A 20888-nucleotide genomic window follows, 5' to 3' on the forward strand; every position below is an offset into this window, starting at 1 on the left:
GGGCGCCCCGGTTGCTTTTCCGCCCCGACCGTCAGGAAGCCCCATGGCCGACATCGCCCTTGAATCCGTCACCTGCTCCTACGGGGGCGCGCCCGTGCTGTGCGGGGTGGACCTCACCATCGCCGACGGCGAGCTGCACACGGTGCTCGGGCCGTCGGGCTGCGGCAAGACCACCACGCTGCGGCTGATCGCCGGCTTCCTGCGGCCCGACTCCGGGCGCATCCTCATGGACGGGGCCGACATCACGCACCTGCCGCCCGAGAAGCGGCGCATGGGCGTGGTGTTCCAGAACTACGCGCTGTTTCCCCAGATGACGGTCGCGCAGAACGTGGCCTACGGGCTGCGGGTGGCGCGCCGCCCCAAGGCCGACGCGGCCCGGGCGGTGGCCGACTACCTCGATCTGGTGGGGCTGGCCGATCTGGCCGACCGCAACGCCATGGAGCTCTCCGGCGGCCAGCAGCAGCGCGTGGCGCTGGCCCGGGCGCTCGCGCCCGAGCCGCGGGTGCTGCTTCTGGACGAGCCGCTGTCGAACCTCGATGCCGAGCTGCGCCAGCGCATGCGCGAGGAGATCCGCCGCATCCAGCGCCAGGTGGGGGTGACGACGCTGTTCATCACCCACGACCAGCAGGAGGCGCTCGCGCTGTCCGACGCGGTGTCGGTGATGCACGCCGGCGCCATCGCCCAGACGGGCGCCCCGCGCGAGGTCTACGAGCACCCGGCCGACGCCTTCGTGGCGGCCTTCACCGGCGAGGTCAACCGCATCCCCGGCGCGGGGCCCGACGGGGGCGAGGCGCTCGTGCGCCCCGAGGCACTGCGCCTGGCGGCCGAGCCGGGCCCGCGCGCCCTGCTGACGGGCCGCGTCGCCGTCGCGCGCTACGAGGGCTTCGCCACCCGCTACGAGGTGGTGTGCGAGGGCGCGGGGGAGGGCGTCGCGGTCCTGCGCGTCGGCGTGCTCATGCTCAACGACGGGCGTTCGCCGGTGTTCGCCGAGGGCGACGCCGTGGCCGTGGAGCGCGCCTGATGAGCGGGCCCGCCCCCGCATCCGACGCCGTGTCCCCCCGCCTCGGCGCCCGCGCCTTCGGCGCGCATGCCGGGAGGGCCGGCCGTGGCGGGTCCGCGTGGCCGCGGCGGCGCTGGCGCGTGACGCCCTTGGGCGTGGCCGCGGCGCTCTACTTCGCGCTGGTCGCCTTCCTCGCCGTGGGCTACATCCTCGTGCCCGCCCTGCGCACGGCGGCCATCTCGCTCGACGGCCGGGGTCTGGCGGGCCTTGCCACCTACGCCGGCTTCCTTTCCGACCCCGTCAACCAGACGGCCGTGCTCAACACGCTGGCCGTGGGCGCCGCCTCGACGCTGACCTGCGCCGTCGTGGGCATCGCGCTCGCCGTCTACGTGCGGTTCTTCTGCACGCGGCACCGCCGCCTGCTCCAGATACTGCTCATGAGCCCCGTCATGATCCCCGGCGTGGTGATCGTGGTGGCGTTCATGCAGCTCTACGGCGAGAGCGGCATGGTCACCCGCGCCCTCGGCGCGCTTTTGGGGGCCGACCGCCCGCTGCTCTCCTTCGGCGGGTTCGGGGGCATCGTCTTCGTCATCACCTACACCCAGTACGTGTACTTCTACCTCAACGTCTACACGGCGCTGCAGTACGTCGATGCCAACGTGGTGGAGTCGGTGCGCAGCCTGGGCGGCGGGATGGGGCGCGTGGTGCGCGACGCCGTGCTGCCCGTGGTGCGGCCGGCCGTCATCGTGTCGGCCATGACGACGTTCGTGTCGGCCGTGGGGTCGTACTCGGCCCCGGCGCTCATCGGCGGCACCTACCGGGTGCTCTCCACCCAGATCGTGCTGGCGAAGGTGAACTACGACATGGTGCTGGCGTCGGTGGAGGTCATGGTGCTTCTGGCCATCGGCGTGGCGGCCACGGCGCTGTGCTCGGCCCTCGCGCGGCGCTACCGGGTGGCGGCGGGCGCGCGGGCGGTCTACTGGCGCCCCGACGTGGGGAGATCCCGCGTGGCTCGGGGGCTGTTCACGGCGTTCGTCGCCGTGCAGCTCGTCGTCGTGCTGCTGCCCGTGGCCGTCATCTTCTACCTGTCGCTCATGTCCACCCAGTCGATCATGACCGAGGTGTTCCCCACGGGCCTCACGCTCGGCAACTACGAGGCCGTCCTCACCAACCCGCGCACCTTCCGTCCCCTGGGAAACTCGCTCGTCATGGCGCTTGCGGCCGTGGGCGCGGGCCTGGCGCTGACGCTGCCCGTGGCCTACGCGTCGCGCAAGGGGAAGAGCCTGCCGGCGGCCGTGCTCGAGGGGCTGCTGATGCTGCCCTGGTGCATGCCGGCCAGCGTCATCGCCATCGACCTCATCAACGTGTTCAGCGGCCCGTCGCCGTTCTCGCTGGGGCGGCCCCTCATCGGCACCTTCGAGATCCTGCCCATCGCCTACGCCGTGATGGCGCTGCCGCTTCTGCTCAACGCGTCGCGGGTGGCCGTCGGCGGCGTGCGCGAGAACGCCGAGGAGGCCGCGCGCAGCCTGGGCGCCGGGCCCGCGCGCACCTTCGCCCAGGTGGTGCTGCCGGCCATCGTGCCCGGGGTGCTGGCCGGCGCCATCTTGGCGTTCGTGCGGACGATGGGGGAGTACACCATGTCGGCGCTGCTCTACGGCGTGCACAACCGGCCCATCGCCGTGAGCATCGTCACCACCATGCAGGAGTACCAGATCGGCGTGTCCATGGCCTACGGCGCGCTGGTGATCGCGCTGTGCTGCGTGCTGCTCTTCGCCATCCTGCGCCTCGACGCCGCCCGCCTCGGCGTGGAGGACGCCCCGCGCCGGCGCCGGGCGCGCGGAGCCGGCGGTGCGAAGCCGCGGGGCGTCGACGCGCCCGGCTGCGCAGAGGAGGCCGACGAAGGGCAGGCCGCCCTCCCGCCCGAGAAGTAGCGCGCGGTCGGGCACGCTCCCGCCTCTGGCGGTTGTGGAATTCCCCGTCTTGCGCGTTGACAAACGCCCCGCCATCCGTCATCATATGATCTTGCGCCAAGGCGCATGACCCGTGGGGATGTAGCTCAGCCGGGAGAGCATCACGTTCGCAACGTGGGGGTCGTGGGTTCGAATCCCATCATCTCCACCACGGAATACCAGGTCAGGGCTTAAAAACCCTGACCTTTCTTTTTTGCTGGAATTGACCTTTGTACAAAAAATGGACAAATCGTTCTGACGCCTACCAGTCAACCACGTCCAGGGCAGCCCGCTTGTCCTCCATGTCAACATGGGCGTAGATGTCCATGGTGGTGCTGTACTTCGCATGACCTGCGATCTTCTGGAGTACCTTAGGCTCGACCTTACGCCTCGCCAGCTCCGTTATGTAGCTGTGCCGAAGCCCGTGGAGGGTTATGTCCCCGAATCCGAGGGACGACCTGTTCCGCGTCCACCAGCGGGTCGAGGAGTGCGGCAGCATCCGCTCCCCGAGCCCGTTGCACACGAGGGGCGTGTCGTCCCCCAGCACGGGCACTTCGGCCTTGTACCGCCTCCTCGCTCGCGCGAAGCTGCGCTCTATCGCGTCGAGTCGCGCTTCGATGTCGGACATGGCGCTCTCCGTGAGCGGGAGGTCGCGCGCCCCGGCGGCGGTCTTGGGCTCCTTGAGGTTGCCGTCGTCGTCGAAGCTGTGCCTGATGCGCAGGATCATGCCCTCGCGGTCGACGTCGCCTGCGGACAGCCCGTGCGCCTCGCCCCTCCGTATGCCGGTCTTGGCCATGAGCCGGATCGCGAACTGTATGGGATCCTCCGGGTCGAGCTTGTCGATGAGGTCTACGATGCCGTCCCTGCGCAGCGCGGTCTTCTCTGCCGTATCACGCGATGGCGCCTCGGCGCAGTCGCAGGGATTCGCCGTCAGGAGCCCGTCCTTCACGGCCTGCTTGAACATGGCGTGCAGCGTCGCGGCGACGTCGCTCACCGTCGTGCCCCTGAGCGGCCTCCCGGACACGCTCTCGCCGGCGAGCAGCTTCGAGTACACGTCCTCCAGCACTGACGGCGTCACCTCGTCCAGCCGCGCGCCCTCAAGGTGCAGCCGCGCGTTCTTCAGCCGCTCGCGTGAGCTGCGCCACGTGCCGTGGGACTTCTGCTCCCGCCGCACCGCCAGCCATATGTCGGCGTACTCCCCGAACGTGACGCCGGACTTGGACACGACGTCCCCGCGCTCTACCTCGGCTATGAACTCGCGCAGCGCGGCCTTAGCCTCGGTGCGGGTGCCGTGGAACGCCCGCGTCATGGTGCGGTACTTCCCGGTCGCCAGGTCTCGTCCGACGGATACGCGCAGCTGCCAGCTTCGGCACCTCGACTTAGGGACGCCCTTGTCGAGCTGCACTATCGTGCCGCTTCCCCTGACTCTAGGCATGGGGCATCATGGCGTATAATCACCTTGCCTTCCGTTTTCGGTGGGTGTCTTTCGAGCCTCGTGCTAGGGTTGCCGCCCTGTGACGCGCGGGGCTTTCTGTTCCTCGATCTTCTAGACTCCCTTCTTTTCGAGAAGCTTCATCAGCGACTCTGTTTGCTGGTCGTGCCGGACGACGAAGTCCTCAAACCCCATCGCGAGGATGACGTGCGAGGCGCCCTTGCTGAGTCCGGAATCTTTGCCGGCTAGAGCGGCGATGCCCCTCAGGAGAGCAACGTACTCATCGCTTGGCATGAACTTTGACGCGTAGGAGACACATCCGAAGTAGTCGACCGGGTTCCTTTTGTCGACGCGTGCGCAATACAGGCGCTCGTCGTGTGCACAGATGTTCCTGAATTTCACCAACACGTCAATGGCTCGCCTAGCTGAGATGGGAGCGAGGTGGCCCGGGCTGTCGGTCATCTGCACGATGCGCCTGCAGATAAGGTTCTGATCCTCTCGGCTCATCAGATTGAAGAAGTGCTCGATGGCGCCGAAGGAAAGCGTGTTGGCCAGAACCCATATAGGCACCTCTCCGTATTCGTGGAGGTAGTGTTCCACAGCTTCGTTCCTTGGGTTCTCCAAGGCATTGTTGAACGTTGCCTGAAGTCTTGTCATGTTGCGGGCATAGTTGGAAAGCCCTAGCTCACGGTACTCCTTCTGGGTGGCAAATGACCCCCTGTCCAAGTAGCTGCTGCACTCAGGGTGCCTCTCTGCGAACGTATAGCAGGAAACGGTTCTCAGCAACGCCTCTATTCTCAGCAGGTGATGAAAGGTAAGTTCTCGCAGATCCCGATCAAAGGCGAACACGCCATAGATATCGTCAAAGGACGTGCCTGGCCTGTACCGGTCTTCCCCCGCCTCCTTGGTGCGCTCTTCGTCGATAAACGGGCCTTTGTACCCGTTTACTACCGAGTAGTATCCCTCGCGCATCAAGATTCCTGCTGTGGTTGAGTCGATCTTGACGCCACGAGATTGCAGCAGCTCGACCTGCTCCTCGATACTCTTGAAGGGTTTCTTGTCCATGACGTCTTCCTAAAACCACAAAAGCGACCACCGATAGGCAGTCGCTTTTGCTTGGCCGGGACTCCGTGGAGTTGCCCGTCATAACCACTGCCATTACTCTATCAATGGAAACCATGTTTGGTCAATTACTTGGTACAAAAAATTTAACGTTTCTATTTATGAAACTATCTAAAAGTTCTGTACTTAAGTAGATTCCGGCTTTCGCCTCCTCCTGTGTAGCTATGCCAGCTCCTTTGCGGGTTGGTACCAAACAACGGTGCCGGCAAGCTCGACGGTCTTGCCGCTCGCGGCGGTAATGACGATGTCCTCGTGTTCTGGATTGAAGCTCTCCGGCGCAAGCACGATAGTGCTAGGCGTCTTCAGGAGGCGCCTCATGACGTAATTCGCCCCATCGATGCTCACGGCGGCTATGGAGCCGTTTCTGGGCTCCTGGTCGGGGTCCACCAGAATGAGGCAACCTTCTGGGTACACCTTGTCCATGCAGTCTCCCTCGACTCCAGGATCCGCATCTTGCCGCCTCCCGTCTGGAGCGCGAGGGTCAGCCGCTCCTCGCTCCTGTTCGCGTAGACCTTGTAGCCCTTCGTGTACATGCTCACTCCTGCCCCTCCAGGCCCTTCTCGTACTCGTCGAGGAAGTCGAATATCCCGGGCCTCTTCCATCCCGTAACCCTGAAGCTGACCGGCTCGTCGTACTCGAGTCGGTTCCCCTCGGAGAAGATGCCCTCGTCGGGGAGGCCGTCCTCCTCGAGCGCCGCGGCCCACTCGGCAGGCTTGCGCCTGATCCTAGCCCTGGTCGCCGCGCTGATCTGGAACACGCGCGCCGACTCGTCCTCGTCTATGTAGTCGAGGTAGCCCTGCGCGTTGAGGAGCTCCGCCGCGTTCATGCGCCGCCTGTCGTCCTTCTCCACGCGGCGCTGCTCGCCGTCCAGGAGCTCGAGTATGAGCTGCTTGCGGTCGCGCGGCATGGCCATGAACTCTTCCGTCTCGCGCTCCCACGCCTTGAACTCAGCAAAGCGGGACGGGTTGACGCTGCGCCTGACGGCGTCGTCCCTCTCGGCCTCCAGCTCGGCTATGCGCTCGGCGGTGACGCCCTCCCGGGTCATCCGGCGCCGCCTCAGCGACCATCCTGCCCAGAAGCCGCATCCGAGGGCGGCGAGCGGGAACATCCACCACGAGTTGTCCAGCGTCCAGGCCATGAAGCCCGTCAGCTGCGCATCGTGCTCGCCGACTATCGTTATGGCCCCAGACCACAGGCCTACGAGGCCGACGGCCGCCTTTCCGATGACGGACAGCACCCTCCTACCCGTCCACTCCTTCCCCTTCGCCTCGCTCACCTACGCGCTCCTCTCCACCTGGGCCGGAATTCCAGGAGACGCGGCCCTATCTTTTTCGATGCGCGTGTCCGGAGACCCGCTCATGAGCTCGGCGGTGCCGAGGAGGGCAGACCGCCCCTTGTCGTTCATGGACTCCCAGTAGCCGTTGAGGGCCTCCTGCGCAGGGTCTGCGTATGAGACGGGAGGGGAGTAGCCTGCTATGGCGTCGATGGAGCAGCCGAGGATGACTGCGCAGTCATAGGCTTGCTTGAGGGAAAGCATGCGCTCACCTCTCTCCCATGTGCCATATCTGCTGGTTTTCACCCCCAACTTCTCAGCCATTTCGTCTTGAGAAAGACCTTTGAGAGTTCGCAGTTTTTTCAACTGTAAGTTCATCTTCTGCCCTTTCTCTCCAACACAAATCATACATTTATATTTGAATCGGTTCAACAGAAAGATGAAATTCATGCTTGACATTTCATCTTTACGCTGATTTAATCAGAATCGTTTCATCGCAAAGTTGAAGTTTTGAGGAGAACCCGTGAAGGGAGAAGAAATGAGGGGTGATCCGCAGGATGTGGCCGTCCACCTTGTCGCCGGCCTCCTGGCTGCCGTGTTCCTGGCGCTTCAGATTTTCTTCGTGATCAGGGGCGACGCGCATATGGCGACGCTTATGTGCGGGGCGTGCCTGGCGTGCGTGGGGATGAGCGCGGGGTGGAGCCTCGCGGGGAGGAAGAGGGGAGGTGACGGCGAGTGATCGAGTACGAGAACGAGAGGGTCGCGCGGAACCTCAAGGTCGAGCGCGCTAAGCACGGCTGGAGCCAGGACGACCTGGCGAAGGAGTCCGGCGTCGGCCAGAACAGCGTCGCCCGCTACGAGATGGGCGGCACGACGCCGGGGCTTGACCAGGCCTACAAGATGGCAAAGGCCCTGGGCTGCTCCATCGACGCTTTGGTCGGGTGGACGCCGCCGGCTGACGCTATCTAGCGAAGGTTAACCACCAGATACCTACAGCGCGGCTTAGTCACGCCAAAGTCTATGCACCTTGAAAACGAGATACGGAAAGCGGACGCGGGAAAGGTGGCCTAAATTGAAGCTCACCGACTCTGATAAGCGTATTTTTCTCAGATGCTTTTCCGCTTCGTTTGCACTAGGCCTTTTCTATTCGCTGTTCATGAGATTGGTAGGGCAGTGGTGAGGCTTGCTATAGCGGCGACTATCCTGTCCAGGTTTTTCAGACAACAAGCCCAATAGGAATCCAATCGCTGCGCTGAACAGGGATACCTTGTAGTCATGGCGATGTTCGGCTTTTCTCTCGCGAATAGCCTCTGCCTTGTCTTCAAAGTAGCTTCTTCCTCGGCTTGTCAGCCCACCATAAGTCTCTGTCCTATCGTCGAACCAGCAATCGATCATTTTTGCCTGTGCAAGCCCGATCAATGCGCTGTTTGCTGATTCGATCTCTTTCCTGTTTCCACAACCGGAGACGTAATCGTTCCTTATCGATTCAATCTTGTTGATTACGGCGTCTTCGCCGCTGCTTTCGTCAATCTCCTTGAGTTGACCTAAGAGACGTTCGTCCTCTGCTGGCAGCTTGCATAGCTCCATTTTGCCCCCTGTTCTCCCCTTTTCAATCATACGCGCCCGTTTTCCGTATCTCGTTTTCCGCAACAGCGCCCGCCTAGCTCAACGGACAGAGCGCCGGCCCCCTAAGCCGGGCGTCGGGGTTCGACTCCCCGGGCGGGCGCCACGCACATTGAAAACCGAATGGCCGACTTGGGGAACGCTGGCGTGAAAAGCGACCCCCAGATGATTGGTGGACTACATGGACGAGGGGAGGTGGCGCCCATGTCACGAGACAACCTCAAGGCCGCCCGCAAGGGCGCCGGCATGACGCAGCAGCAGGTGGCCGACCGGCTGGGGATCAGCCTGCGGTACTACCAAGACATCGAGGCTGGATCAAAGACAGGCGCGTTCGAGATTTGGGACGCCCTGGAAGACCTGTTCAGCGTTCATCAGCGTTGTCTAAGAGAATCCAACGCCTTTCGTAGGGCTCGGAATGGTCGGTGAGGCCGAGCAGGTAGTCGGCAGACACGCGGAGCGTCGCGGCGATGCTCGCGAGGGTGTCTAGCGGGGGGTTTCGCGACCCCTGCTCGTAGTTCTGATAGTTGCGCAGGGACACGCCGATCAGATCGGCGAGCGCCTGCTGCGTGAGGCCAGCGTCCATTCGGGCCTGGCGGAGTCTTTTGCCGAACACTGCGCTCCTTCCGTTTACGCTCAAATTGTACGGAAGTTCATTCCTGTGCTTATACGATCTTGTTGAGCGTGCTACTATTAGGACGTAGCTCAATTAGGACGTAACTCGAATAAGACGTAAAAGGAGGCAGCGATGATCACGCCCATTTCGCGCGCGGAGATACCGCCGTACCGCGACGAGCCGCGCAGCCCGATGCGCCAGTTCGCGTTCGAGGCGGCGATGGACTTCATGTCCCTCGCCAAGAACGGCGACGTGTGCGAGGTGACGGGGTACCCCGGTGAGGGCTCGGAGGGATGGCTGCGCGCCGTCCAGAGCCTGACGGCGGCCCTCAACACCGAGCTGTACCACCTGGGCAGGCGCTCCGACGTGCGGGTGTTCCGCAGGAGGGGCCGCGTGTTCATGGAGATGAAGGAGCCGCTGGCCGCGCCGGCGCGGGCGCGCAACCCGTGGCCGGGCGACCTGCCGAAGGTCTAGGAAGGAGGTGGCGCGATGACGGTCAAGATGATGACGACCGGCGAGTACGCGCGATTGATGGGAATGCACGAGCACTCCGTTCGACGCATGTGCGAGCAGGGGCGCATCAGCTGCGCTAAGGTCGGCGGCCGCTGGCGCATAGCGCACGAGGAGCCCGCCGCTGCCGGCGGCGCGCGCCCGGCGGACGCGCAGGAGGTGGACGCCGGTGAGCTCGTGGCCGCGCTGTCCCTGGCCGCGGAGTCCCTGGCTGCCGCATGTCGGGCGGCCGCGGTGGCGCTCGGCTCCAAGGGGGAGCAGGCGTGAGGCCATGGCGGATGCCGCCGAAGAGGCGGCGCGACGCGGGGCCGACGCGCAGGCCGTACGTGCGCGTGCCGAAAAAGAAGACGGGCCCCGATGCTTGGCGGCGAGGGCCCGTACGTCCGTCCACGGCGGACGAAGACGATCAGATTATAACACGGCGCGACCGCGCCCTGCTGCTGGCCGTGGCGGCGGCATGGGTGCTGATAGCGCCTGATTGGAGCTACGTATGGGACTGTTTGACAAGGTGACCGGGCGCGAGGCCGACGGCATGGACGTGGGCCTCGTCGTCAGGGCGGGCGGCTCCGTCGTCGAGGAGGCCGAGGCCGACGTCGCCATCTACTGCTCGACGGCCGGGGACGGCGAGGGAGGGATGTCCTCCAGGGCGGGGGTCGTCGGCACCCCCACCGTGGACAGGCTCAACTCCGCTGTCAAGGGATGCCTCGCGGCGTACCTGTCGGCCTGCGAGAAGCTGGGCCTGCCGAGGGCGATCATCGCGGTCATGCTGCTCGATGTGATCGAGTCCGCGCTTGGGGCCGAGGACAGCGAGGAGGTCGGCGATGACGATGCAGCTTAGTCGGCTCCTCGACCTCGTGGACGCCAAGTACCGCTACGACGCCGCGCACTTCCGCGCGCTCGGCTCCGTGGCGTCGGACATCTACATGGACTCCGCCACCGACCTCGTGGAGGCGGCGCGCGTCCTCGACCGGCCCATCCGCCGCACCGACACGGACGGCGCCACCAAGGTGCTGTCCATGGACTACAGGGGCGTGACGTTCCGCTACGTGGGCAGCGCGCTTCCCGAGGAGGTGGCCTAGCATGGGCGTCTCGGTGCTGATCCTGGGCCACTCCGGCTCGGGCAAGTCCACCTCGCTGCGCAACTTCGCCGAGGACGAGGTGGGCGTGTTCAACGTCGCTGGCAAGCCCCTGCCGTTCCGCAAGCGGCTCCCGTCCCTCGACCACGCCGGTTACGCCGACATCAGCAAGATGCTCGCGGCGAACCACCGCCGTGCCTACGTGATCGACGACGCGAACTACCTCATGGCCTTCCAGAACTTCGCCATGGCCCGCCAGTCGGGCTACGGCAAGTTCACCGAGATGGCCGTCAACTTCGAGCAGCTGCTGGAGGCGGCGAACCGCACGAGCCCCGACACGGTGGTGTACTTCATGATGCACCCCGACTACGACGAGTCGGGCCGCATGAAGGCCAAGACCATCGGCAAGATGCTCGACAACCAGCTCACCGTCGAGGGGATGTTCCCCATCGTGCTCATGGCGGAGTGCGGCGAGTCGGGGTACCGGTTTGTCACCGCATCGGACGGCACCAACCCCGTCAAGGCGCCCATGGGGATGTTCGGCGACGAGGGACGCATGGACAACGACCTCAAGGCGGTGGACGACGCGATCCGCGAGTACTGGGGCATGGCCCCGCTCGCGGCGCCGCAGGGCATGGTCGTGTCCGAGCCGGTGTACGAGGTGGTCTGATGGGATACGACCCGACCTACAGCCAGCGCATCAGCGAGCTCGCGGGCACACGCCCGCTGCCGGGCGCGCGCCACGGCACCATCCGCGCCGTCATGGACGGGTGCCGCTGCCCGAGGTGCCAGGAGCGCCTGAAGAAGGCGCGCAAGCGGGGGATGCGGCTATGAGCCTGTCGCGGCGCACGAGCCGCATCTACATGGACGAGTTCGACGTGGGAGGCGCGCTCAAGGTGCTCGCCGACCGCATAGAGGAGGGAGGGGGCGCGGCGCCCTACTACGTGGGCGCCCACCTCGTCCTCAACCTCATCAACAACCACAGCGAGATCAGGGATCAGAGCGTGCTGCTCGCCCTGTTCGACAATCAGCTGCGCGAGCACGGGGTGCTGGCGCCGGAAGGAGAGTGACGCATGAAGGTCATCAACTGGGAGCTCATCGAGGAGTCTAGGCCGGGCACGATGCTCGAGCCGGGCGGGTACGTCTGCCGCATCGAGCGCGTCGAGGACGTCCCGTCTCGCGAGTACCTCTGGGTGGTCTACGACGTCGCCGAGGGCGAGAAGGCCGGCTGCTACGCCGGCGTGCCGGTCACCGACGACTGGAAGCACCGCTTCACGCGCTCCTACAAGGAGTCGGCACAGGGGATGTTCAAGGCGTTCCTCAACCGGCTGGAGGAGTCCAACAGGGGGCGCTTCAGCGTGGCCAACTGGCAGGCCCGCGGGTGCAACGAGCACGAGCTCGTGGGCCTGGAGGTCGGCCTGGTGTTCGGCAAGGAGCTCTACACCAACGACAGGGGCGAGGACAAGGAGCGCACCGTCGTCTCCTTCGTCGAGGCCGCCCAGGACATCCGCAACGGCGACTTCCGCGTGCCCGAGCCCAAGGATCGCCGCGAGTCGGTGGCGCAGGCCCCCGCGCCCGCCACGTACGCTCCCGCAGACGACTACCTGCCGTTCTAGGGGCCGCTGAGCCATGGCCCTGATAGAGGACGTAAACAACAAGCTGGGCCAACACGCCGCCAAGAACGACTACTGGGCGTCGGCCGGCGTCAGGGTCATCCGCTGCAAGCTGCCCTATGGCGACTACTGCGTGCCGCCGGCCGTGGTCGTCGACACGAAGCGGGACGTGGCCGAGCTGGCCATGGACGTGTCGAGCGACCACCGGCGCTTCCGCGACGCGGCGATACGGGCCCGCGACCACGGCAGCACCATGGTCATCCTCGTGGAGAACGAGGAGGGCTACCGCTGCCTGGACGACCTGGCGGCCTGGGAGAACCCGCGCGCCGGCGTCAACCGCCGGAAGGGCATGAGGCCCCCCATAGGGGGCGCCAGGCTCGCGAAGGCGTGCAAGTCCATGAGGAGCCGCTACGGGCTCCAGTTCGCGTTCTGCAGCCCGCAGGAGGCGGGCCGCGCGGTCATCGAGATACTGAGGGGGGAGGGAGCATGGCTGGATCGGAGCTGACGGAGGCGGCGCTGGAGTACGCCCGCATGGGGCTGGCGGTGTTCCCGCTCGCCGAGCGCGACAAGGTGCCGGCCGTGTCCGGCGGGTTCACGGTCGCGACGACCGACCGAGATCAGGTCGATGCGGCGTGGGCCGTCCGGCAGCACATGAACGTCGGCATAGCCACGGGCGCCGTCTCCGGCGGCCTCGTGGTGATCGACCTGGACGTGGACGACCTGCGCGGCAAGGACGGCCTGGCGACGCTGCGCGCCTGGGAGGCCGCCAACGGCGAGCTGCCCGAGACCGCAAGCGTCGTGACCGGCTCGGGCGGCACGCACCTGTACTACCTGTGCGACGAGCCGGTGGGCTGCTCGGTGGACGCCGACCTCGGCGTGGACGTGCGCGGGGACGGCGGCTACGTGGTCGCCCCTCCCTCGACCCATCCCAACGGGCGGCGCTACGAGTGGGAGGAGTACTTGTCGGACAGGCCGATAGCTCGTGCGGACGAGCGCGTCATGCGGTTCATCCGCCACGTGCAGGGCGCCGCGCGCGGAAAGGCGTCTAAGTTCCGCCTGCCGGATGCCATAGGCGCGGGGCGCCGCAACGACACGCTCTACAAGCTGGCGTGCTCGATGATGTCCCGCGGCGATGACGACGACGTGATATGCGCCTACGTCGAGGCGGTCAACGACGCCCGCTGCAAGCCTCCGCTGCCGCGCGACGAGCTGGGGAGGCTGCTGGCGAGCGCCCTGTCACATGACAAGGGCCACTCCGCCGAGGTGCGCGCCCAGGAGGCGACCAGGCGCCCCGCTCTCATGCTCAACGAGCGCGGAAGGCCCATGCAGACCATCGACAACTGCACGCGCGTGCTGACCGCAGACCCGGCGCTCTCTGGGCGCTTCGCGTACAACACCATGGCCCACACCCGCATGGTCGAGCTGCCGGTGCCGTGGGATCGCGGCGCGGGGTGGCGGGCCGTGGCCGACCACGACTACTGCGGGCTGTCGGCCTACATGGAGAGGGAGTACCTGCTGACCGGCAAGGAGCGCGTGCGCGACGCCGTGGTCAACGTCGCCATGGCCAACCGGCGCAACCCCCTCGTGGAGTGGCTGGACTCGCTCTCCTGGGACGGCGAACCCCGCGTGGACACGCTGCTGCCGTGCTTCCTCGGCTGCGACCCGAGCGACTACAACGTGTCGGTCATGCGGCTGTTCATGCAGGGGGCGGTAGCGCGCGCCTACGAGCCGGGCGTCAAGTTCGACGTGATGCCCATCCTCGTCGGCGCCCAGGGCCTCGGCAAGTCGATGTTCCTCAGGCGCCTGGCGGCCCGCAGCGAGTGGTACTGCGACAACTTCGCCACCGTCGAGGGCGACGCCGCCGTGGAGCGGCTGCGCGGGATGTGGATCGTGGAGTTCGCGGAGCTGCTGGCCACCAAGCGAAGCAAGGACGTGGAGGGCATCAAGGCGTTCATCACATCGACGGTGGACGTCATACGCCCCAAGTACGGCCACGAGACCGAGCAGCGCCCGCGCACCTGCGTGCTGGCGGGCACCACGAACAATCCCCACTTCCTCACCGACAAGACGGGCAACCGCCGGTTCCTGCCGGTCGAGTGCGGAGCCCACGAGCCGCCCATGTCGCTGTTCGGCGAGGGCGTGGAGGCCTACTTCGAGCAGGCGTGGGCCGAGGCGGTGGACACCTACAAGTCCGGCCGCGGGTCGCTCGTGCTCGACCGTCCCATGCAGGCCTACGCCATGGAGCGCCAGAGGCAGTACCTGGAGGACGATCCGCGAGTGGGCGCCATCCAGGCCTACCTCGACGAGCGGGAGGCCGCGGACGGCCCGGTGTGCGTCGCGGAGCTCTGCGAGAGGGCGCTGGGGCTGTCTCGGGAGGACTACTACGGCAAGCGGTCGCTGTCCAACGAGATACACGCGATCATGCGCACCGAGATCGAGGGGTGGCGCAAGATGGAGCGGAAGTTCAAGACGAGGGCGTACGGCGCCCAGTACTGCTACGAGAGGGTTCCGGACGATGGTTCCTAAGGGCGTGCAGTCAGGAATTTCGGCACCTCGGAAAGTTTCGGAAACGCTGGGAACTGGGAATCGGGGCCGAAAAGGGGCTCCGGGAACCTCCTGGGAACCGATACGGAACTAATTAGGTTCTGCTTTGACCTGGGAGGATACCTGCTAATTCCTTAGGTTCCTTACTTTTATATATAAGTAATAAATATAGGTATAGGGGTGTATATGGGCTTTATAGGCAACGATGGAACCTGGGAACGCCCAGACGACCCCTCCATGGCTGCCGACGCGTACTGGTCGGCAATCGAGGAGGCGCGCGAGCGCGAGCTCGAGGCGGCGACGTGCGGCGGCTGCCGCCTGTTCGCCGAGCCGCCCGCGTCGGAGTTCCCCGAGGCGGCCGCGACCGGCATCGGCTGGTGCCTGGCCTACGGGTGCTTCGCGGACGCGGGCGACATGGCGTCGGACTACGGGTGCGACAGGTACGAGGCGATGTGACGCCTGCGGCTGGCACGCAGATGCCCATGCTGGGCGCTGTGGCGCCCCTGGGAGCCTAGTTTACGCGATTTGTGCACTCCGAGCCACGATTGCGAAACATGGGGCCTTAGAAACGACCAGAGCCGGCGTGCCCGGTTGGAGAGGATAGGACATGGGAGAGACGAAGAAGGGCGTGGCCGAGAGGCTGCGCGGGTATGAGGGGGCAGATGACGGCTGCTCCATGGAGAGGCTTGCCAAGGCGATGGGGTGGGGCGCGCCAGTGTGCAATGGCGTCCTATGCGTGGATTGTTATGGTCGCATCATCGGCAAGCTGTCCGAGGAGCTCGACGCCGAGCTCACCGCTGCCCGCGATGCGAGCGCGCGGGAAGGCATGGTGTTCATCGCCGCTGCCGAGGGATGGCCTGACCTGCACGACGGCGAGTCCGTGACCGAGTGGATGGCGCGCTGCTGGCTGCCGCGACCGCTGTACGAGGACGGCGAGCCGGTGCAGATGGGGGATCGGTACCTCATGGCCAACGGGAGCCATGACACGGTCAGCTCCCTGTCCTACTCCAAGGGCAGCGTCGACTACGTGAGCATCAACGGCCGCCGCAGGATGCTGTCGGAGCGCGTCAAGCGCCCCGCCACCGAGGCGCTGGGAGCCGACGGGAAGCCCATCGTGGTGGGCGAGACGGTGTGGAACAGATTCGGCACTAAAAACACGGTCGAGCGTCTTGAATATTCAAAGTCGGGACTCGTCAAGGTTTGGTATAAGAACGGACACTTCGACATCAGCTGCACGATTACCCACACCCCTCCCGACACCCAGCAGAAGATTGACGATGACGCGACCATGCCGCCTGCCGAGTACTGCGCCGTGCGCGGCATCGACCTCGGCGATGACCCCGACAGGGCGACTGCAACCGAGGCCATGGTGCTCGACCTGCTGCGCCGCCAGCGCGCGGTGCTCGCGAGAGGGGGCGAGTAGCCATGATGAACCTCGGCGTTGAGACCGAATTGACGCTCGGTGCCCTCGGCTACTCCAAGGACGACGTGCTGGCCGTCGGATGCAAGGACTTCCGCGTGCCGACCGAGCTGTTCTGGCGCATCGCCCACCTGTCCACCTACGACGAGGGGTACGGCGCCCAGGCGGTGGCTAGCGACCTCGTCATCTGACTTCGCGACGGGGCGGCGATGATCCGCTGCGAGTACGACGGGTCGGAGTGGTGGCACCTCGTCCCGCAGCCGCCGGACGTGATCCGGGATGACATCCTGAGGCTCGCCGGCGGCCCGTGCTGGTCGACCATCGACGAGAAGAACAAGCGAGAGGGGGGCGAGCAGTGATGGCCGACCTCATGGACGAGCGCCCCGTCACCATGGACTACGGCCTAGTCCACATGGTGGTATGCGGCGCCGTCCGATACTACATGGGGCGCGCCACCATCGGCGCCCACGCGGTCGCGGACGGCATCGCCGAGCTGCTGCCGCAGCTCACCTCCGCCACCAAGGGCTGCCTGGCACGCGATATCCGGCGGTACCTGGAGGATCACCCGCACCTCATGTGCGGCCCCATCGACGACAGCGCCCCGTGGGCTCGCCTGCTCGCCGCCATCGAGGAGGAGCCGTGCTAGCCGCGATCCCCTGGGTGGCCGGCGGGCTGCTCGCGGTGGTGGCGGTGGCGGCGATCATCGAGGGGGTGAGGTGCCGGTGAGCGAGGCCCTGGCCGCCTACGATGGCTCCTCGCTCGCGATCCTGCGCAGGGTAGCCCGCTGCAAGGACTGCGCGCTAGCCAGCCCTCTCGACCCGGCGGAGCTGCCGTGGCTGCCCGGGGATGCCGCCGAGCAGACGACGGGGTACATGACCTGCTGGAGGTATTCGCGAGATGACGACCCCTGGATCGTTGAGGCCGACGGCTTCTGCGCATGGGGCTACCGAGAGGAGGAGCTATGAGGCTCTACGTGTCCGGCCCGGTGACGGGCCGGCCTGACGGAAACCGCGCCGCGTTCGAGGAGGCGCGCGCCGCGCTCGAGGTCGCAGGGCATGACGTGTTCGTGCCGCACGACCTCGTCCTTGAGAGCGACACCCACGAGACAGCCATGCTGATTTGCCTCAATGAGCTGACTGGCAGGGACTTTTTCAGAGGGCAGGTACAGCCCCGCTTCAACGGCGTGGCGCTGCTGGACTGGTGGCACGTGTCCAAGGGCGCGTGCGTCGAGCGCGACGTGGCCGAGGCGTGCGGCATCGAGTGCAGGCCGTTGCGGGACTGGCTATGACGTGCCCGGCGAGCAAGGACGGAGTCTGCCAGCTTGTCGTCGCGCTCGGCCAGCGGTGCGACGGGTACAGCGTGTCGTGCGGGATGCGGCCCATCCTCGAGAATCGGCAAAGGCTTGCGGAAGATGCTGTCCGATCATTTCGCAAGGCATTCGGCATAGAAGGAGACAGATGATGGGCGGATTCTACCGCTTCCCGGCCATGGCCGGGATACCTACCTGGACGCGCGAGGAGCAGGTGGACAAGATCCTCGCCGAGGCAAATGAGGTTCTAGCAGAGCAGTTCCGCCTGGACTGCAAGGAAGATGCCGGGCGCCGCGTTGCCTACGGCATGGAATTGCTTGATGTGATCCATGCCGCCGAGACCGCGCTGAGGATGGAGTTCGGCGACGAAGAGGTGGAGACGCTTCGCGGCTGCGTTGAGCGCAAGAACAGGGAGCGGGGGTACTACGGTGAGTGAGATCAAGCGCAACGAAGGGGCGGTTTCGGCTCCTTCGATGTCCGATATTCCGCGTCTCGGCGCGATTCCGCGCAACGGGGGAGCCGATCAGCAGATTCGCTGCGGCGCCGAGGGGGCTGGCGAGCGCACCGCCCACATCGAGGTCTGCCACGGCGACCACGGCCCGGAGCCGAGGTTCGAGGGCGACGTGTGGACGATGTGGCACGTGTGCTCGGCGTGCCGTTACCCCGTGAGCCAGGGCGATGCGTTGTGCGGGCACTGCAGTGCGAGATTCGAAGAGGTGGCAGGCGATGACGAGTGAGCCCAAGACCTGCGGCACCTGCCACCACTGGCAGAGAGACCCTGGCTGTGATCACATGGGGGTCTGCTGGCGCACGTGCTTCAGGGATGATTATGGAAGCGAAGTATACGCCGAGATAGGCGACTATTACAAGGCTTGCGCCATACACGAGCCGCGAGGCGACAGCCTCGAGCGGGTTGCGCTGGACGCCCTTAGGGTGATCAATGACGCGGCCGAGGACATGCATGGCGCCGGTATGTTTTCTGAGGCGCAGGCAGCGTGGATGAGCTACAGAGGACTCAAGGCCCGCCTGAGCGAGCTGGGGGTGGGGGAATGATCGTGATAGATGTGCTGTACACGGTCGCGCTGACCACGGGCGTCCTCGTTGGGCTCGCGGTCTCCTTTGCGCTGGCCCTGCTTGCGTTCACGAGCCTGTACGCGCTCGTCAAGCCGCACGTCGCCCCGCTCGTGGACGCGTGGATCGACTGGTTCGAGGGAAGGGTGCTATGAGCCTGTTCCGAATAGGAGCCGACGGCGACCGCATGGACGCCGACCTCGAACACCAGGCCGAGGGGTGGGATCGCGATGACGGCATCGACTGGGGCAGGGTCGAGTGGGTTGAGGTTGAGGGCGTCACGTTCGTGAGGGCCGACCTCGCCCGACGCATCCCGACGCCGTCCAACGACCGGGCCCTCGACGCCATCCGCGAGTACCGCGCCGAGCGCGGCTTCAGCCCGACGATACGCGAGCTGGCCGCCGCCCTCGGCGTCTCGCCGTCGACCGCCGAGGGCCACGTGCGCCGTCTTGAGCGCCGCGGCCTCGTGGAGGTCGACCGCCGGCGGCCCCGCGGCGTGAGGCCCCTCTAGACGACGAGAGCCGCCCAACCCGTGGACAGCCCCCTGCGCAAAGGCGATTGTACCACGGACGTGAGGAGCGGCGGTTGGACAGGCACGACTACGAGGTAATGCGCATATGCGTCATCGCGTGGCTGCGGGACGTGCGGGCCATGGAGGAGTCCATGCGCGACCTGGAGCACCGCATAGACGACATGAGGCACCGCATAGCGGGCGTCGCCGGGGTGGACTACTCCGCGGCCGGCGGCTCGGGCGGCGCGGCGTCCCCAGACCCGACGGGCGAGGGGGTGGCGGCGCTGCACGCCCTGCTTGACGAGTGGGACGGCCTGGCGGCGGCGTACGCGGCCGAGATTGCCGGCGCCATGGCCCTGTGCGACGCGCGCTGGCCCAACCGCCGGGCGCTGTGGCTGCACGAGGCGTGCCGGCTCACCTGGGCGCAGGTTGCCGGCAGGATGGGGTACTCGGTGGACAGGGCGAAGCACATGGGTGCGGAGGGGGTCGTCGAGCTATACGCCTTGATGCCGGAGCGGTGGCGCAGAGACGTGATCCCCAACGCGGTTCCGGCCGACTGTATGGCGGACGGGCGGATGCGATCTTAGGGGCTTTTTCGGCCGGGGCGGAAAGATAGCACGTTTTAGCACGGTCAACCGTGCTATTGTGGTATCAGCGGTTCCCCGCGAGGGGGAGCCAAGCGATAAGACTTCAGAGGGCCGTCCCGAGTGGGCGGCCTTCGTGCGTCCAGGGGGTGGCCCATGACGCTGCTCGAGGTGGCCCGCATCGCGGCCAAGCACGAGACCGAGATCGCCCACGCCTGCCTCCAGGCGGTCGCCTGGGCGCTCTCGCGCGGCCGCCCGTGGGACGACCCCGTGGGAGCCGGGATAGGGGACTGGGGCCTGTCCGACGAGGACGAGGCGCCGGCATGACGGCGTGCTACTCGCCTGGCGCCGCCACGCGGCCCTCCATGTCCGCCCTGACGAGCGACTTTAGGTAGCCGGCCATGTTCTCCTTGCCCTCGATGAACTCGAGCAGGTCGGGCTCGGTGTTGCGGTTGAAGGCGACCATGACCTTTCGCAGGGCCTTCTTCTCGTAGCGCGACTGGGCGTTGTCTGCCATGCCCTTTCTCCTCTCTGATAGAATGTGCGGAGGTGAGGGATGAGACCGAGGCGGCGCCCGCCCGTTTCCGAACGGGCGCCTCGTCTGCTACTTCCTGCGAACCGTGAACCTGACAATCCACTTCGCAAGAGCAACCTCGATGCTTATCCTCATTCCTCACCTCCTTTCTCTCGATGAATATAGTATACAATATAGTTAGCTATATTGCAACGACTTTTTCAGTAAGGGCCCGCTGTCGCGGGCCCGTTCTCTTTCCGGGGGGGGGTGGCGCGCGTGAGGGTACCGCTCGACCGCCCTCTGGCGTCGTGGATACGCGAGCTCGAGGCGGAGGGCAGGCTGTACCTGTTCTACAAGAGCCCCGAGTGGCGCGCCCTCCGCGATCAGGTAATGGCCGACCACCACTGGGAGTGCGAGCGGTGCGCGGCGAGGGGGGAGTACGCGCGGGCCGACACCGTGCACCACGAGTACGAGGTCAAGAGGCGTCCGTGGATGGCGCTCATCCGCTACGTGGACGAGCCGGACGGCACGCGGCGAGAGGTGCTGCACCCGCTGTGCGGAGACTGCCACAACGAGGCGCACGGCCGCAGGATGGCCGGGCCGGCGCGGAGGAGGCCGCAGGTGAACGAAGAGCGGTGGGACTAACACCCCCCGCCCCCCCCATAGGGCCACTGCTGGGGAGGGGGCGGCAACGCGGGAGGGTACCCGACTGATCCATTTTTTT

At 66.1% G+C, this 20888-nt stretch carries 36 protein-coding genes, 2 tRNA genes and 1 pseudogene; 31 read left to right on the top strand and 8 right to left on the bottom strand.

Annotated elements, in window-relative coordinates; all coding sequences use genetic code 11:
• Positions 1-43: 43 nt before the first annotated feature.
• The 3 genes from LPT13_RS03775 to LPT13_RS03785 all read left to right on the top strand — a co-directional run bounded on the left by LPT13_RS03775 (position 44) and on the right by LPT13_RS03785 (position 3121).
• Positions 44-1021, top strand: coding sequence for an ABC transporter ATP-binding protein (locus LPT13_RS03775; RefSeq protein WP_242163672.1), 978 nt, complete (start codon positions 44-46; stop codon positions 1019-1021).
• Between the two features lie 119 nt (positions 1022-1140).
• A complete protein-coding gene (locus tag LPT13_RS03780) occupies positions 1141-2931 on the top strand; it encodes an ABC transporter permease (RefSeq protein ID WP_242163674.1) in 1791 nt (596 codons plus the stop codon).
• Between the two features lie 114 nt (positions 2932-3045).
• Positions 3046-3121 (top strand) — tRNA-Ala (locus tag LPT13_RS03785).
• 90 nt (positions 3122-3211) lie between these two features.
• Here the strand turns inward: LPT13_RS03785 and LPT13_RS03790 are convergent.
• From LPT13_RS03790 to LPT13_RS03810, 5 genes and pseudogenes are all read right to left on the bottom strand, one after another.
• Positions 3212-4258: a tyrosine-type recombinase/integrase gene (locus LPT13_RS03790; RefSeq protein WP_242163676.1), complete on the bottom strand. Its 1047-nt coding sequence runs from the start codon at positions 4256-4258 to the stop codon at positions 3212-3214.
• A 237-nt stretch (positions 4259-4495) separates the two neighbouring features.
• Positions 4496-5446: an Abi family protein gene (locus LPT13_RS03795; RefSeq protein ID WP_242163678.1), complete on the bottom strand. Its 951-nt coding sequence runs from the start codon at positions 5444-5446 to the stop codon at positions 4496-4498.
• 219 nt (positions 5447-5665) lie between these two features.
• A pseudogene (locus tag LPT13_RS11820) lies at positions 5666-5929 on the bottom strand (S24 family peptidase); the annotation flags it as partial.
• Between the two features lie 109 nt (positions 5930-6038).
• Complete coding sequence (locus LPT13_RS11825) at positions 6039-6779, bottom strand: hypothetical protein (RefSeq protein ID WP_242163683.1); 741 nt, start codon at positions 6777-6779, stop codon at positions 6039-6041.
• The gene (locus LPT13_RS03810; RefSeq protein WP_347263844.1) at positions 6780-7235 is read right to left on the bottom strand and encodes a helix-turn-helix transcriptional regulator; all 456 of its coding nucleotides are present in this window, start codon (positions 7233-7235) and stop codon (positions 6780-6782) included. It abuts the gene before it with no gap.
• Positions 7236-7299: 64 nt separating this feature from the next.
• On the opposite strand from LPT13_RS03810, the gene LPT13_RS03815 reads away from it, so the two are divergent.
• Positions 7300-7515, top strand: coding sequence for a hypothetical protein (locus LPT13_RS03815; protein WP_242163687.1), 216 nt, complete (start codon positions 7300-7302; stop codon positions 7513-7515).
• Positions 7512-7745 (top strand): helix-turn-helix transcriptional regulator, encoded by a 234-nt coding sequence (locus LPT13_RS03820; protein ID WP_242163688.1) that lies wholly within the window; start codon positions 7512-7514, stop codon positions 7743-7745. Before LPT13_RS03815 ends, LPT13_RS03820 begins: the two co-directional genes overlap by 4 nt.
• Positions 7746-7919: 174 nt before the next feature.
• On the opposite strand, the gene LPT13_RS03825 is transcribed toward LPT13_RS03820, so the two are convergent.
• Positions 7920-8363, bottom strand: a complete 444-nt coding sequence (locus LPT13_RS03825; protein WP_242163690.1) for a hypothetical protein — start codon at positions 8361-8363, stop codon at positions 7920-7922.
• Positions 8364-8430: 67 nt separating this feature from the next.
• On the opposite strand from LPT13_RS03825, the gene LPT13_RS03830 reads away from it, so the two are divergent.
• Together LPT13_RS03830 and LPT13_RS03835 are read left to right on the top strand one after the other, a co-directional pair.
• Positions 8431-8505: transfer RNA gene (locus tag LPT13_RS03830), tRNA-Arg, on the top strand.
• 98 nt (positions 8506-8603) lie between these two features.
• The gene (locus LPT13_RS03835) at positions 8604-8825 is read left to right on the top strand and encodes a helix-turn-helix transcriptional regulator (protein ID WP_242163692.1); all 222 of its coding nucleotides are present in this window, start codon (positions 8604-8606) and stop codon (positions 8823-8825) included.
• On the opposite strand, the gene LPT13_RS11890 is transcribed toward LPT13_RS03835, so the two are convergent.
• Entirely contained in the window at positions 8761-9012 is a 252-nt protein-coding gene (locus tag LPT13_RS11890; RefSeq protein ID WP_430622555.1) for a helix-turn-helix domain-containing protein, read from the bottom strand. The two genes, LPT13_RS03835 and LPT13_RS11890, sit on opposite strands and share 65 nt — an antisense overlap.
• A gap of 132 nt (positions 9013-9144) precedes the next feature.
• Between LPT13_RS11890 and LPT13_RS03840 the strand changes: the two genes are divergently transcribed.
• The 23 genes from LPT13_RS03840 (at position 9145) to LPT13_RS03950 (ending at position 19977) form a co-directional block, all read left to right on the top strand.
• On the top strand, positions 9145-9486 hold the full coding sequence (locus LPT13_RS03840) for a hypothetical protein (RefSeq protein ID WP_242163694.1): 342 nt from the start codon (positions 9145-9147) through the stop codon (positions 9484-9486).
• A gap of 15 nt (positions 9487-9501) precedes the next feature.
• Positions 9502-9789, top strand: a complete 288-nt coding sequence (locus LPT13_RS03845; protein ID WP_242163696.1) for a helix-turn-helix domain-containing protein — start codon at positions 9502-9504, stop codon at positions 9787-9789.
• Between the two features lie 223 nt (positions 9790-10012).
• Positions 10013-10360 carry a hypothetical protein gene (locus LPT13_RS03850; RefSeq protein WP_242163697.1) on the top strand — a complete coding sequence of 116 codons (348 nt, stop codon included), beginning with the start codon at positions 10013-10015 and terminating at the stop codon, positions 10358-10360.
• The gene (locus LPT13_RS03855; RefSeq protein ID WP_242163699.1) at positions 10344-10601 is read left to right on the top strand and encodes a hypothetical protein; all 258 of its coding nucleotides are present in this window, start codon (positions 10344-10346) and stop codon (positions 10599-10601) included. The genes LPT13_RS03850 and LPT13_RS03855 overlap by 17 nt, the downstream gene beginning before the upstream one ends.
• A 1-nt stretch (position 10602) precedes the next feature.
• Positions 10603-11268, top strand: coding sequence for a DEAD/DEAH box helicase family protein (locus LPT13_RS03860; protein ID WP_242163700.1), 666 nt, complete (start codon positions 10603-10605; stop codon positions 11266-11268).
• Complete coding sequence (locus tag LPT13_RS03865; protein WP_242163701.1) at positions 11268-11432, top strand: hypothetical protein; 165 nt, start codon at positions 11268-11270, stop codon at positions 11430-11432. The genes LPT13_RS03860 and LPT13_RS03865 overlap by 1 nt, the downstream gene beginning before the upstream one ends.
• Positions 11429-11668, top strand: a complete 240-nt coding sequence (locus tag LPT13_RS03870; RefSeq protein WP_242163702.1) for a hypothetical protein — start codon at positions 11429-11431, stop codon at positions 11666-11668. Before LPT13_RS03865 ends, LPT13_RS03870 begins: the two co-directional genes overlap by 4 nt.
• A gap of 3 nt (positions 11669-11671) precedes the next feature.
• Positions 11672-12214 carry a hypothetical protein gene (locus LPT13_RS03875; RefSeq protein ID WP_242163704.1) on the top strand — a complete coding sequence of 181 codons (543 nt, stop codon included), beginning with the start codon at positions 11672-11674 and terminating at the stop codon, positions 12212-12214.
• Positions 12215-12227: 13 nt separating this feature from the next.
• Entirely contained in the window at positions 12228-12716 is a 489-nt protein-coding gene (locus LPT13_RS03880) for a PDDEXK family nuclease (protein ID WP_242163706.1), read from the top strand.
• Entirely contained in the window at positions 12698-14737 is a 2040-nt protein-coding gene (locus tag LPT13_RS03885; RefSeq protein ID WP_242163707.1) for a virulence-associated E family protein, read from the top strand. Before LPT13_RS03880 ends, LPT13_RS03885 begins: the two co-directional genes overlap by 19 nt.
• A 204-nt stretch (positions 14738-14941) precedes the next feature.
• Positions 14942-15211: a hypothetical protein gene (locus LPT13_RS03890; RefSeq protein ID WP_242163709.1), complete on the top strand. Its 270-nt coding sequence runs from the start codon at positions 14942-14944 to the stop codon at positions 15209-15211.
• 151 nt (positions 15212-15362) lie between these two features.
• Entirely contained in the window at positions 15363-16178 is an 816-nt protein-coding gene (locus LPT13_RS03895) for a hypothetical protein (protein ID WP_242163711.1), read from the top strand.
• Positions 16179-16180: 2 nt separating this feature from the next.
• On the top strand, positions 16181-16366 hold the full coding sequence (locus LPT13_RS03900) for a hypothetical protein (RefSeq protein ID WP_242163713.1): 186 nt from the start codon (positions 16181-16183) through the stop codon (positions 16364-16366).
• Between the two features lie 18 nt (positions 16367-16384).
• Positions 16385-16534 carry a hypothetical protein gene (locus LPT13_RS03905; RefSeq protein WP_242163715.1) on the top strand — a complete coding sequence of 50 codons (150 nt, stop codon included), beginning with the start codon at positions 16385-16387 and terminating at the stop codon, positions 16532-16534.
• Entirely contained in the window at positions 16534-16821 is a 288-nt protein-coding gene (locus LPT13_RS03910; RefSeq protein ID WP_242163717.1) for a hypothetical protein, read from the top strand. The genes LPT13_RS03905 and LPT13_RS03910 overlap by 1 nt, the downstream gene beginning before the upstream one ends.
• A 70-nt stretch (positions 16822-16891) precedes the next feature.
• Positions 16892-17140 carry a hypothetical protein gene (locus tag LPT13_RS03915; RefSeq protein WP_242163719.1) on the top strand — a complete coding sequence of 83 codons (249 nt, stop codon included), beginning with the start codon at positions 16892-16894 and terminating at the stop codon, positions 17138-17140.
• Complete coding sequence (locus LPT13_RS03920; RefSeq protein ID WP_242163720.1) at positions 17137-17463, top strand: DUF4406 domain-containing protein; 327 nt, start codon at positions 17137-17139, stop codon at positions 17461-17463. Before LPT13_RS03915 ends, LPT13_RS03920 begins: the two co-directional genes overlap by 4 nt.
• 169 nt (positions 17464-17632) lie before the next feature.
• Entirely contained in the window at positions 17633-17920 is a 288-nt protein-coding gene (locus LPT13_RS03925) for a hypothetical protein (protein ID WP_242163722.1), read from the top strand.
• Positions 17913-18221, top strand: coding sequence for a hypothetical protein (locus tag LPT13_RS03930; RefSeq protein WP_242163723.1), 309 nt, complete (start codon positions 17913-17915; stop codon positions 18219-18221). The genes LPT13_RS03925 and LPT13_RS03930 overlap by 8 nt, the downstream gene beginning before the upstream one ends.
• 312 nt (positions 18222-18533) lie before the next feature.
• The gene (locus LPT13_RS03935) at positions 18534-18710 is read left to right on the top strand and encodes a hypothetical protein (protein ID WP_242163725.1); all 177 of its coding nucleotides are present in this window, start codon (positions 18534-18536) and stop codon (positions 18708-18710) included.
• A complete protein-coding gene (locus tag LPT13_RS03940) occupies positions 18707-19066 on the top strand; it encodes a LexA family protein (RefSeq protein WP_242163726.1) in 360 nt (119 codons plus the stop codon). The genes LPT13_RS03935 and LPT13_RS03940 overlap by 4 nt, the downstream gene beginning before the upstream one ends.
• A gap of 74 nt (positions 19067-19140) precedes the next feature.
• Positions 19141-19653, top strand: coding sequence for a hypothetical protein (locus LPT13_RS03945; protein ID WP_242163728.1), 513 nt, complete (start codon positions 19141-19143; stop codon positions 19651-19653).
• A gap of 153 nt (positions 19654-19806) precedes the next feature.
• Positions 19807-19977, top strand: coding sequence for a hypothetical protein (locus LPT13_RS03950; protein ID WP_242163731.1), 171 nt, complete (start codon positions 19807-19809; stop codon positions 19975-19977).
• A 7-nt stretch (positions 19978-19984) separates the two neighbouring features.
• On the opposite strand, the gene LPT13_RS03955 is transcribed toward LPT13_RS03950, so the two are convergent.
• Positions 19985-20167, bottom strand: coding sequence for a hypothetical protein (locus LPT13_RS03955; RefSeq protein ID WP_242163733.1), 183 nt, complete (start codon positions 20165-20167; stop codon positions 19985-19987).
• Positions 20168-20440: 273 nt separating this feature from the next.
• On the opposite strand from LPT13_RS03955, the gene LPT13_RS03960 reads away from it, so the two are divergent.
• Positions 20441-20809, top strand: a complete 369-nt coding sequence (locus tag LPT13_RS03960; RefSeq protein WP_242163735.1) for a hypothetical protein — start codon at positions 20441-20443, stop codon at positions 20807-20809.
• Positions 20810-20888 lie beyond the last annotated feature (79 nt).

Origin of the sequence: Adlercreutzia faecimuris (assembly GCF_022669055.1) — a bacterium.
Lineage (GTDB): Bacteria > Actinomycetota > Coriobacteriia > Coriobacteriales > Eggerthellaceae > Enterorhabdus > Enterorhabdus faecimuris.

What these genes read in the sequence shown, in the direction of transcription:
- LPT13_RS03900 (WP_242163713.1), top strand. Translation starts at nt 16,181, where the DNA reads ATGATGAACCTCGGCGTTGAGACCGAATTGACGCTCGGTGCCCTCGGC.
- LPT13_RS03895 (WP_242163711.1), top strand. Translation starts at nt 15,363, where the DNA reads ATGGGAGAGACGAAGAAGGGCGTGGCCGAGAGGCTGCGCGGGTATGAG.
- LPT13_RS03905 (WP_242163715.1), top strand. Translation starts at nt 16,385, where the DNA reads ATGATCCGCTGCGAGTACGACGGGTCGGAGTGGTGGCACCTCGTCCCG.
- LPT13_RS03825 (WP_242163690.1), bottom strand. Translation starts at nt 8,363, where the DNA reads ATGGAGCTATGCAAGCTGCCAGCAGAGGACGAACGTCTCTTAGGTCAA.
- LPT13_RS03865 (WP_242163701.1), top strand. Translation starts at nt 11,268, where the DNA reads ATGGGATACGACCCGACCTACAGCCAGCGCATCAGCGAGCTCGCGGGC.
- LPT13_RS03925 (WP_242163722.1), top strand. Translation starts at nt 17,633, where the DNA reads ATGATGGGCGGATTCTACCGCTTCCCGGCCATGGCCGGGATACCTACC.
- LPT13_RS03855 (WP_242163699.1), top strand. Translation starts at nt 10,344, where the DNA reads ATGACGATGCAGCTTAGTCGGCTCCTCGACCTCGTGGACGCCAAGTAC.
- LPT13_RS03890 (WP_242163709.1), top strand. Translation starts at nt 14,942, where the DNA reads ATGGGCTTTATAGGCAACGATGGAACCTGGGAACGCCCAGACGACCCC.
- LPT13_RS03775 (WP_242163672.1), top strand. Translation starts at nt 44, where the DNA reads ATGGCCGACATCGCCCTTGAATCCGTCACCTGCTCCTACGGGGGCGCG.
- LPT13_RS03870 (WP_242163702.1), top strand. Translation starts at nt 11,429, where the DNA reads ATGAGCCTGTCGCGGCGCACGAGCCGCATCTACATGGACGAGTTCGAC.
- LPT13_RS03790 (WP_242163676.1), bottom strand. Translation starts at nt 4,258, where the DNA reads ATGACGCGGGCGTTCCACGGCACCCGCACCGAGGCTAAGGCCGCGCTG.
- LPT13_RS03910 (WP_242163717.1), top strand. Translation starts at nt 16,534, where the DNA reads ATGGCCGACCTCATGGACGAGCGCCCCGTCACCATGGACTACGGCCTA.
- LPT13_RS03955 (WP_242163733.1), bottom strand. Translation starts at nt 20,167, where the DNA reads ATGGCAGACAACGCCCAGTCGCGCTACGAGAAGAAGGCCCTGCGAAAG.
- LPT13_RS03810 (WP_347263844.1), bottom strand. Translation starts at nt 7,235, where the DNA reads ATGTCAAGCATGAATTTCATCTTTCTGTTGAACCGATTCAAATATAAA.
- LPT13_RS03935 (WP_242163725.1), top strand. Translation starts at nt 18,534, where the DNA reads ATGATCGTGATAGATGTGCTGTACACGGTCGCGCTGACCACGGGCGTC.
- LPT13_RS03795 (WP_242163678.1), bottom strand. Translation starts at nt 5,446, where the DNA reads ATGGACAAGAAACCCTTCAAGAGTATCGAGGAGCAGGTCGAGCTGCTG.
- LPT13_RS03920 (WP_242163720.1), top strand. Translation starts at nt 17,137, where the DNA reads ATGAGGCTCTACGTGTCCGGCCCGGTGACGGGCCGGCCTGACGGAAAC.
- LPT13_RS03860 (WP_242163700.1), top strand. Translation starts at nt 10,603, where the DNA reads ATGGGCGTCTCGGTGCTGATCCTGGGCCACTCCGGCTCGGGCAAGTCC.
- LPT13_RS03875 (WP_242163704.1), top strand. Translation starts at nt 11,672, where the DNA reads ATGAAGGTCATCAACTGGGAGCTCATCGAGGAGTCTAGGCCGGGCACG.
- LPT13_RS03950 (WP_242163731.1), top strand. Translation starts at nt 19,807, where the DNA reads ATGACGCTGCTCGAGGTGGCCCGCATCGCGGCCAAGCACGAGACCGAG.
- LPT13_RS03845 (WP_242163696.1), top strand. Translation starts at nt 9,502, where the DNA reads ATGACGGTCAAGATGATGACGACCGGCGAGTACGCGCGATTGATGGGA.
- LPT13_RS03840 (WP_242163694.1), top strand. Translation starts at nt 9,145, where the DNA reads ATGATCACGCCCATTTCGCGCGCGGAGATACCGCCGTACCGCGACGAG.
- LPT13_RS03835 (WP_242163692.1), top strand. Translation starts at nt 8,604, where the DNA reads ATGTCACGAGACAACCTCAAGGCCGCCCGCAAGGGCGCCGGCATGACG.
- LPT13_RS03885 (WP_242163707.1), top strand. Translation starts at nt 12,698, where the DNA reads ATGGCTGGATCGGAGCTGACGGAGGCGGCGCTGGAGTACGCCCGCATG.
- LPT13_RS03940 (WP_242163726.1), top strand. Translation starts at nt 18,707, where the DNA reads ATGAGCCTGTTCCGAATAGGAGCCGACGGCGACCGCATGGACGCCGAC.
- LPT13_RS03880 (WP_242163706.1), top strand. Translation starts at nt 12,228, where the DNA reads ATGGCCCTGATAGAGGACGTAAACAACAAGCTGGGCCAACACGCCGCC.
- LPT13_RS03850 (WP_242163697.1), top strand. Translation starts at nt 10,013, where the DNA reads ATGGGACTGTTTGACAAGGTGACCGGGCGCGAGGCCGACGGCATGGAC.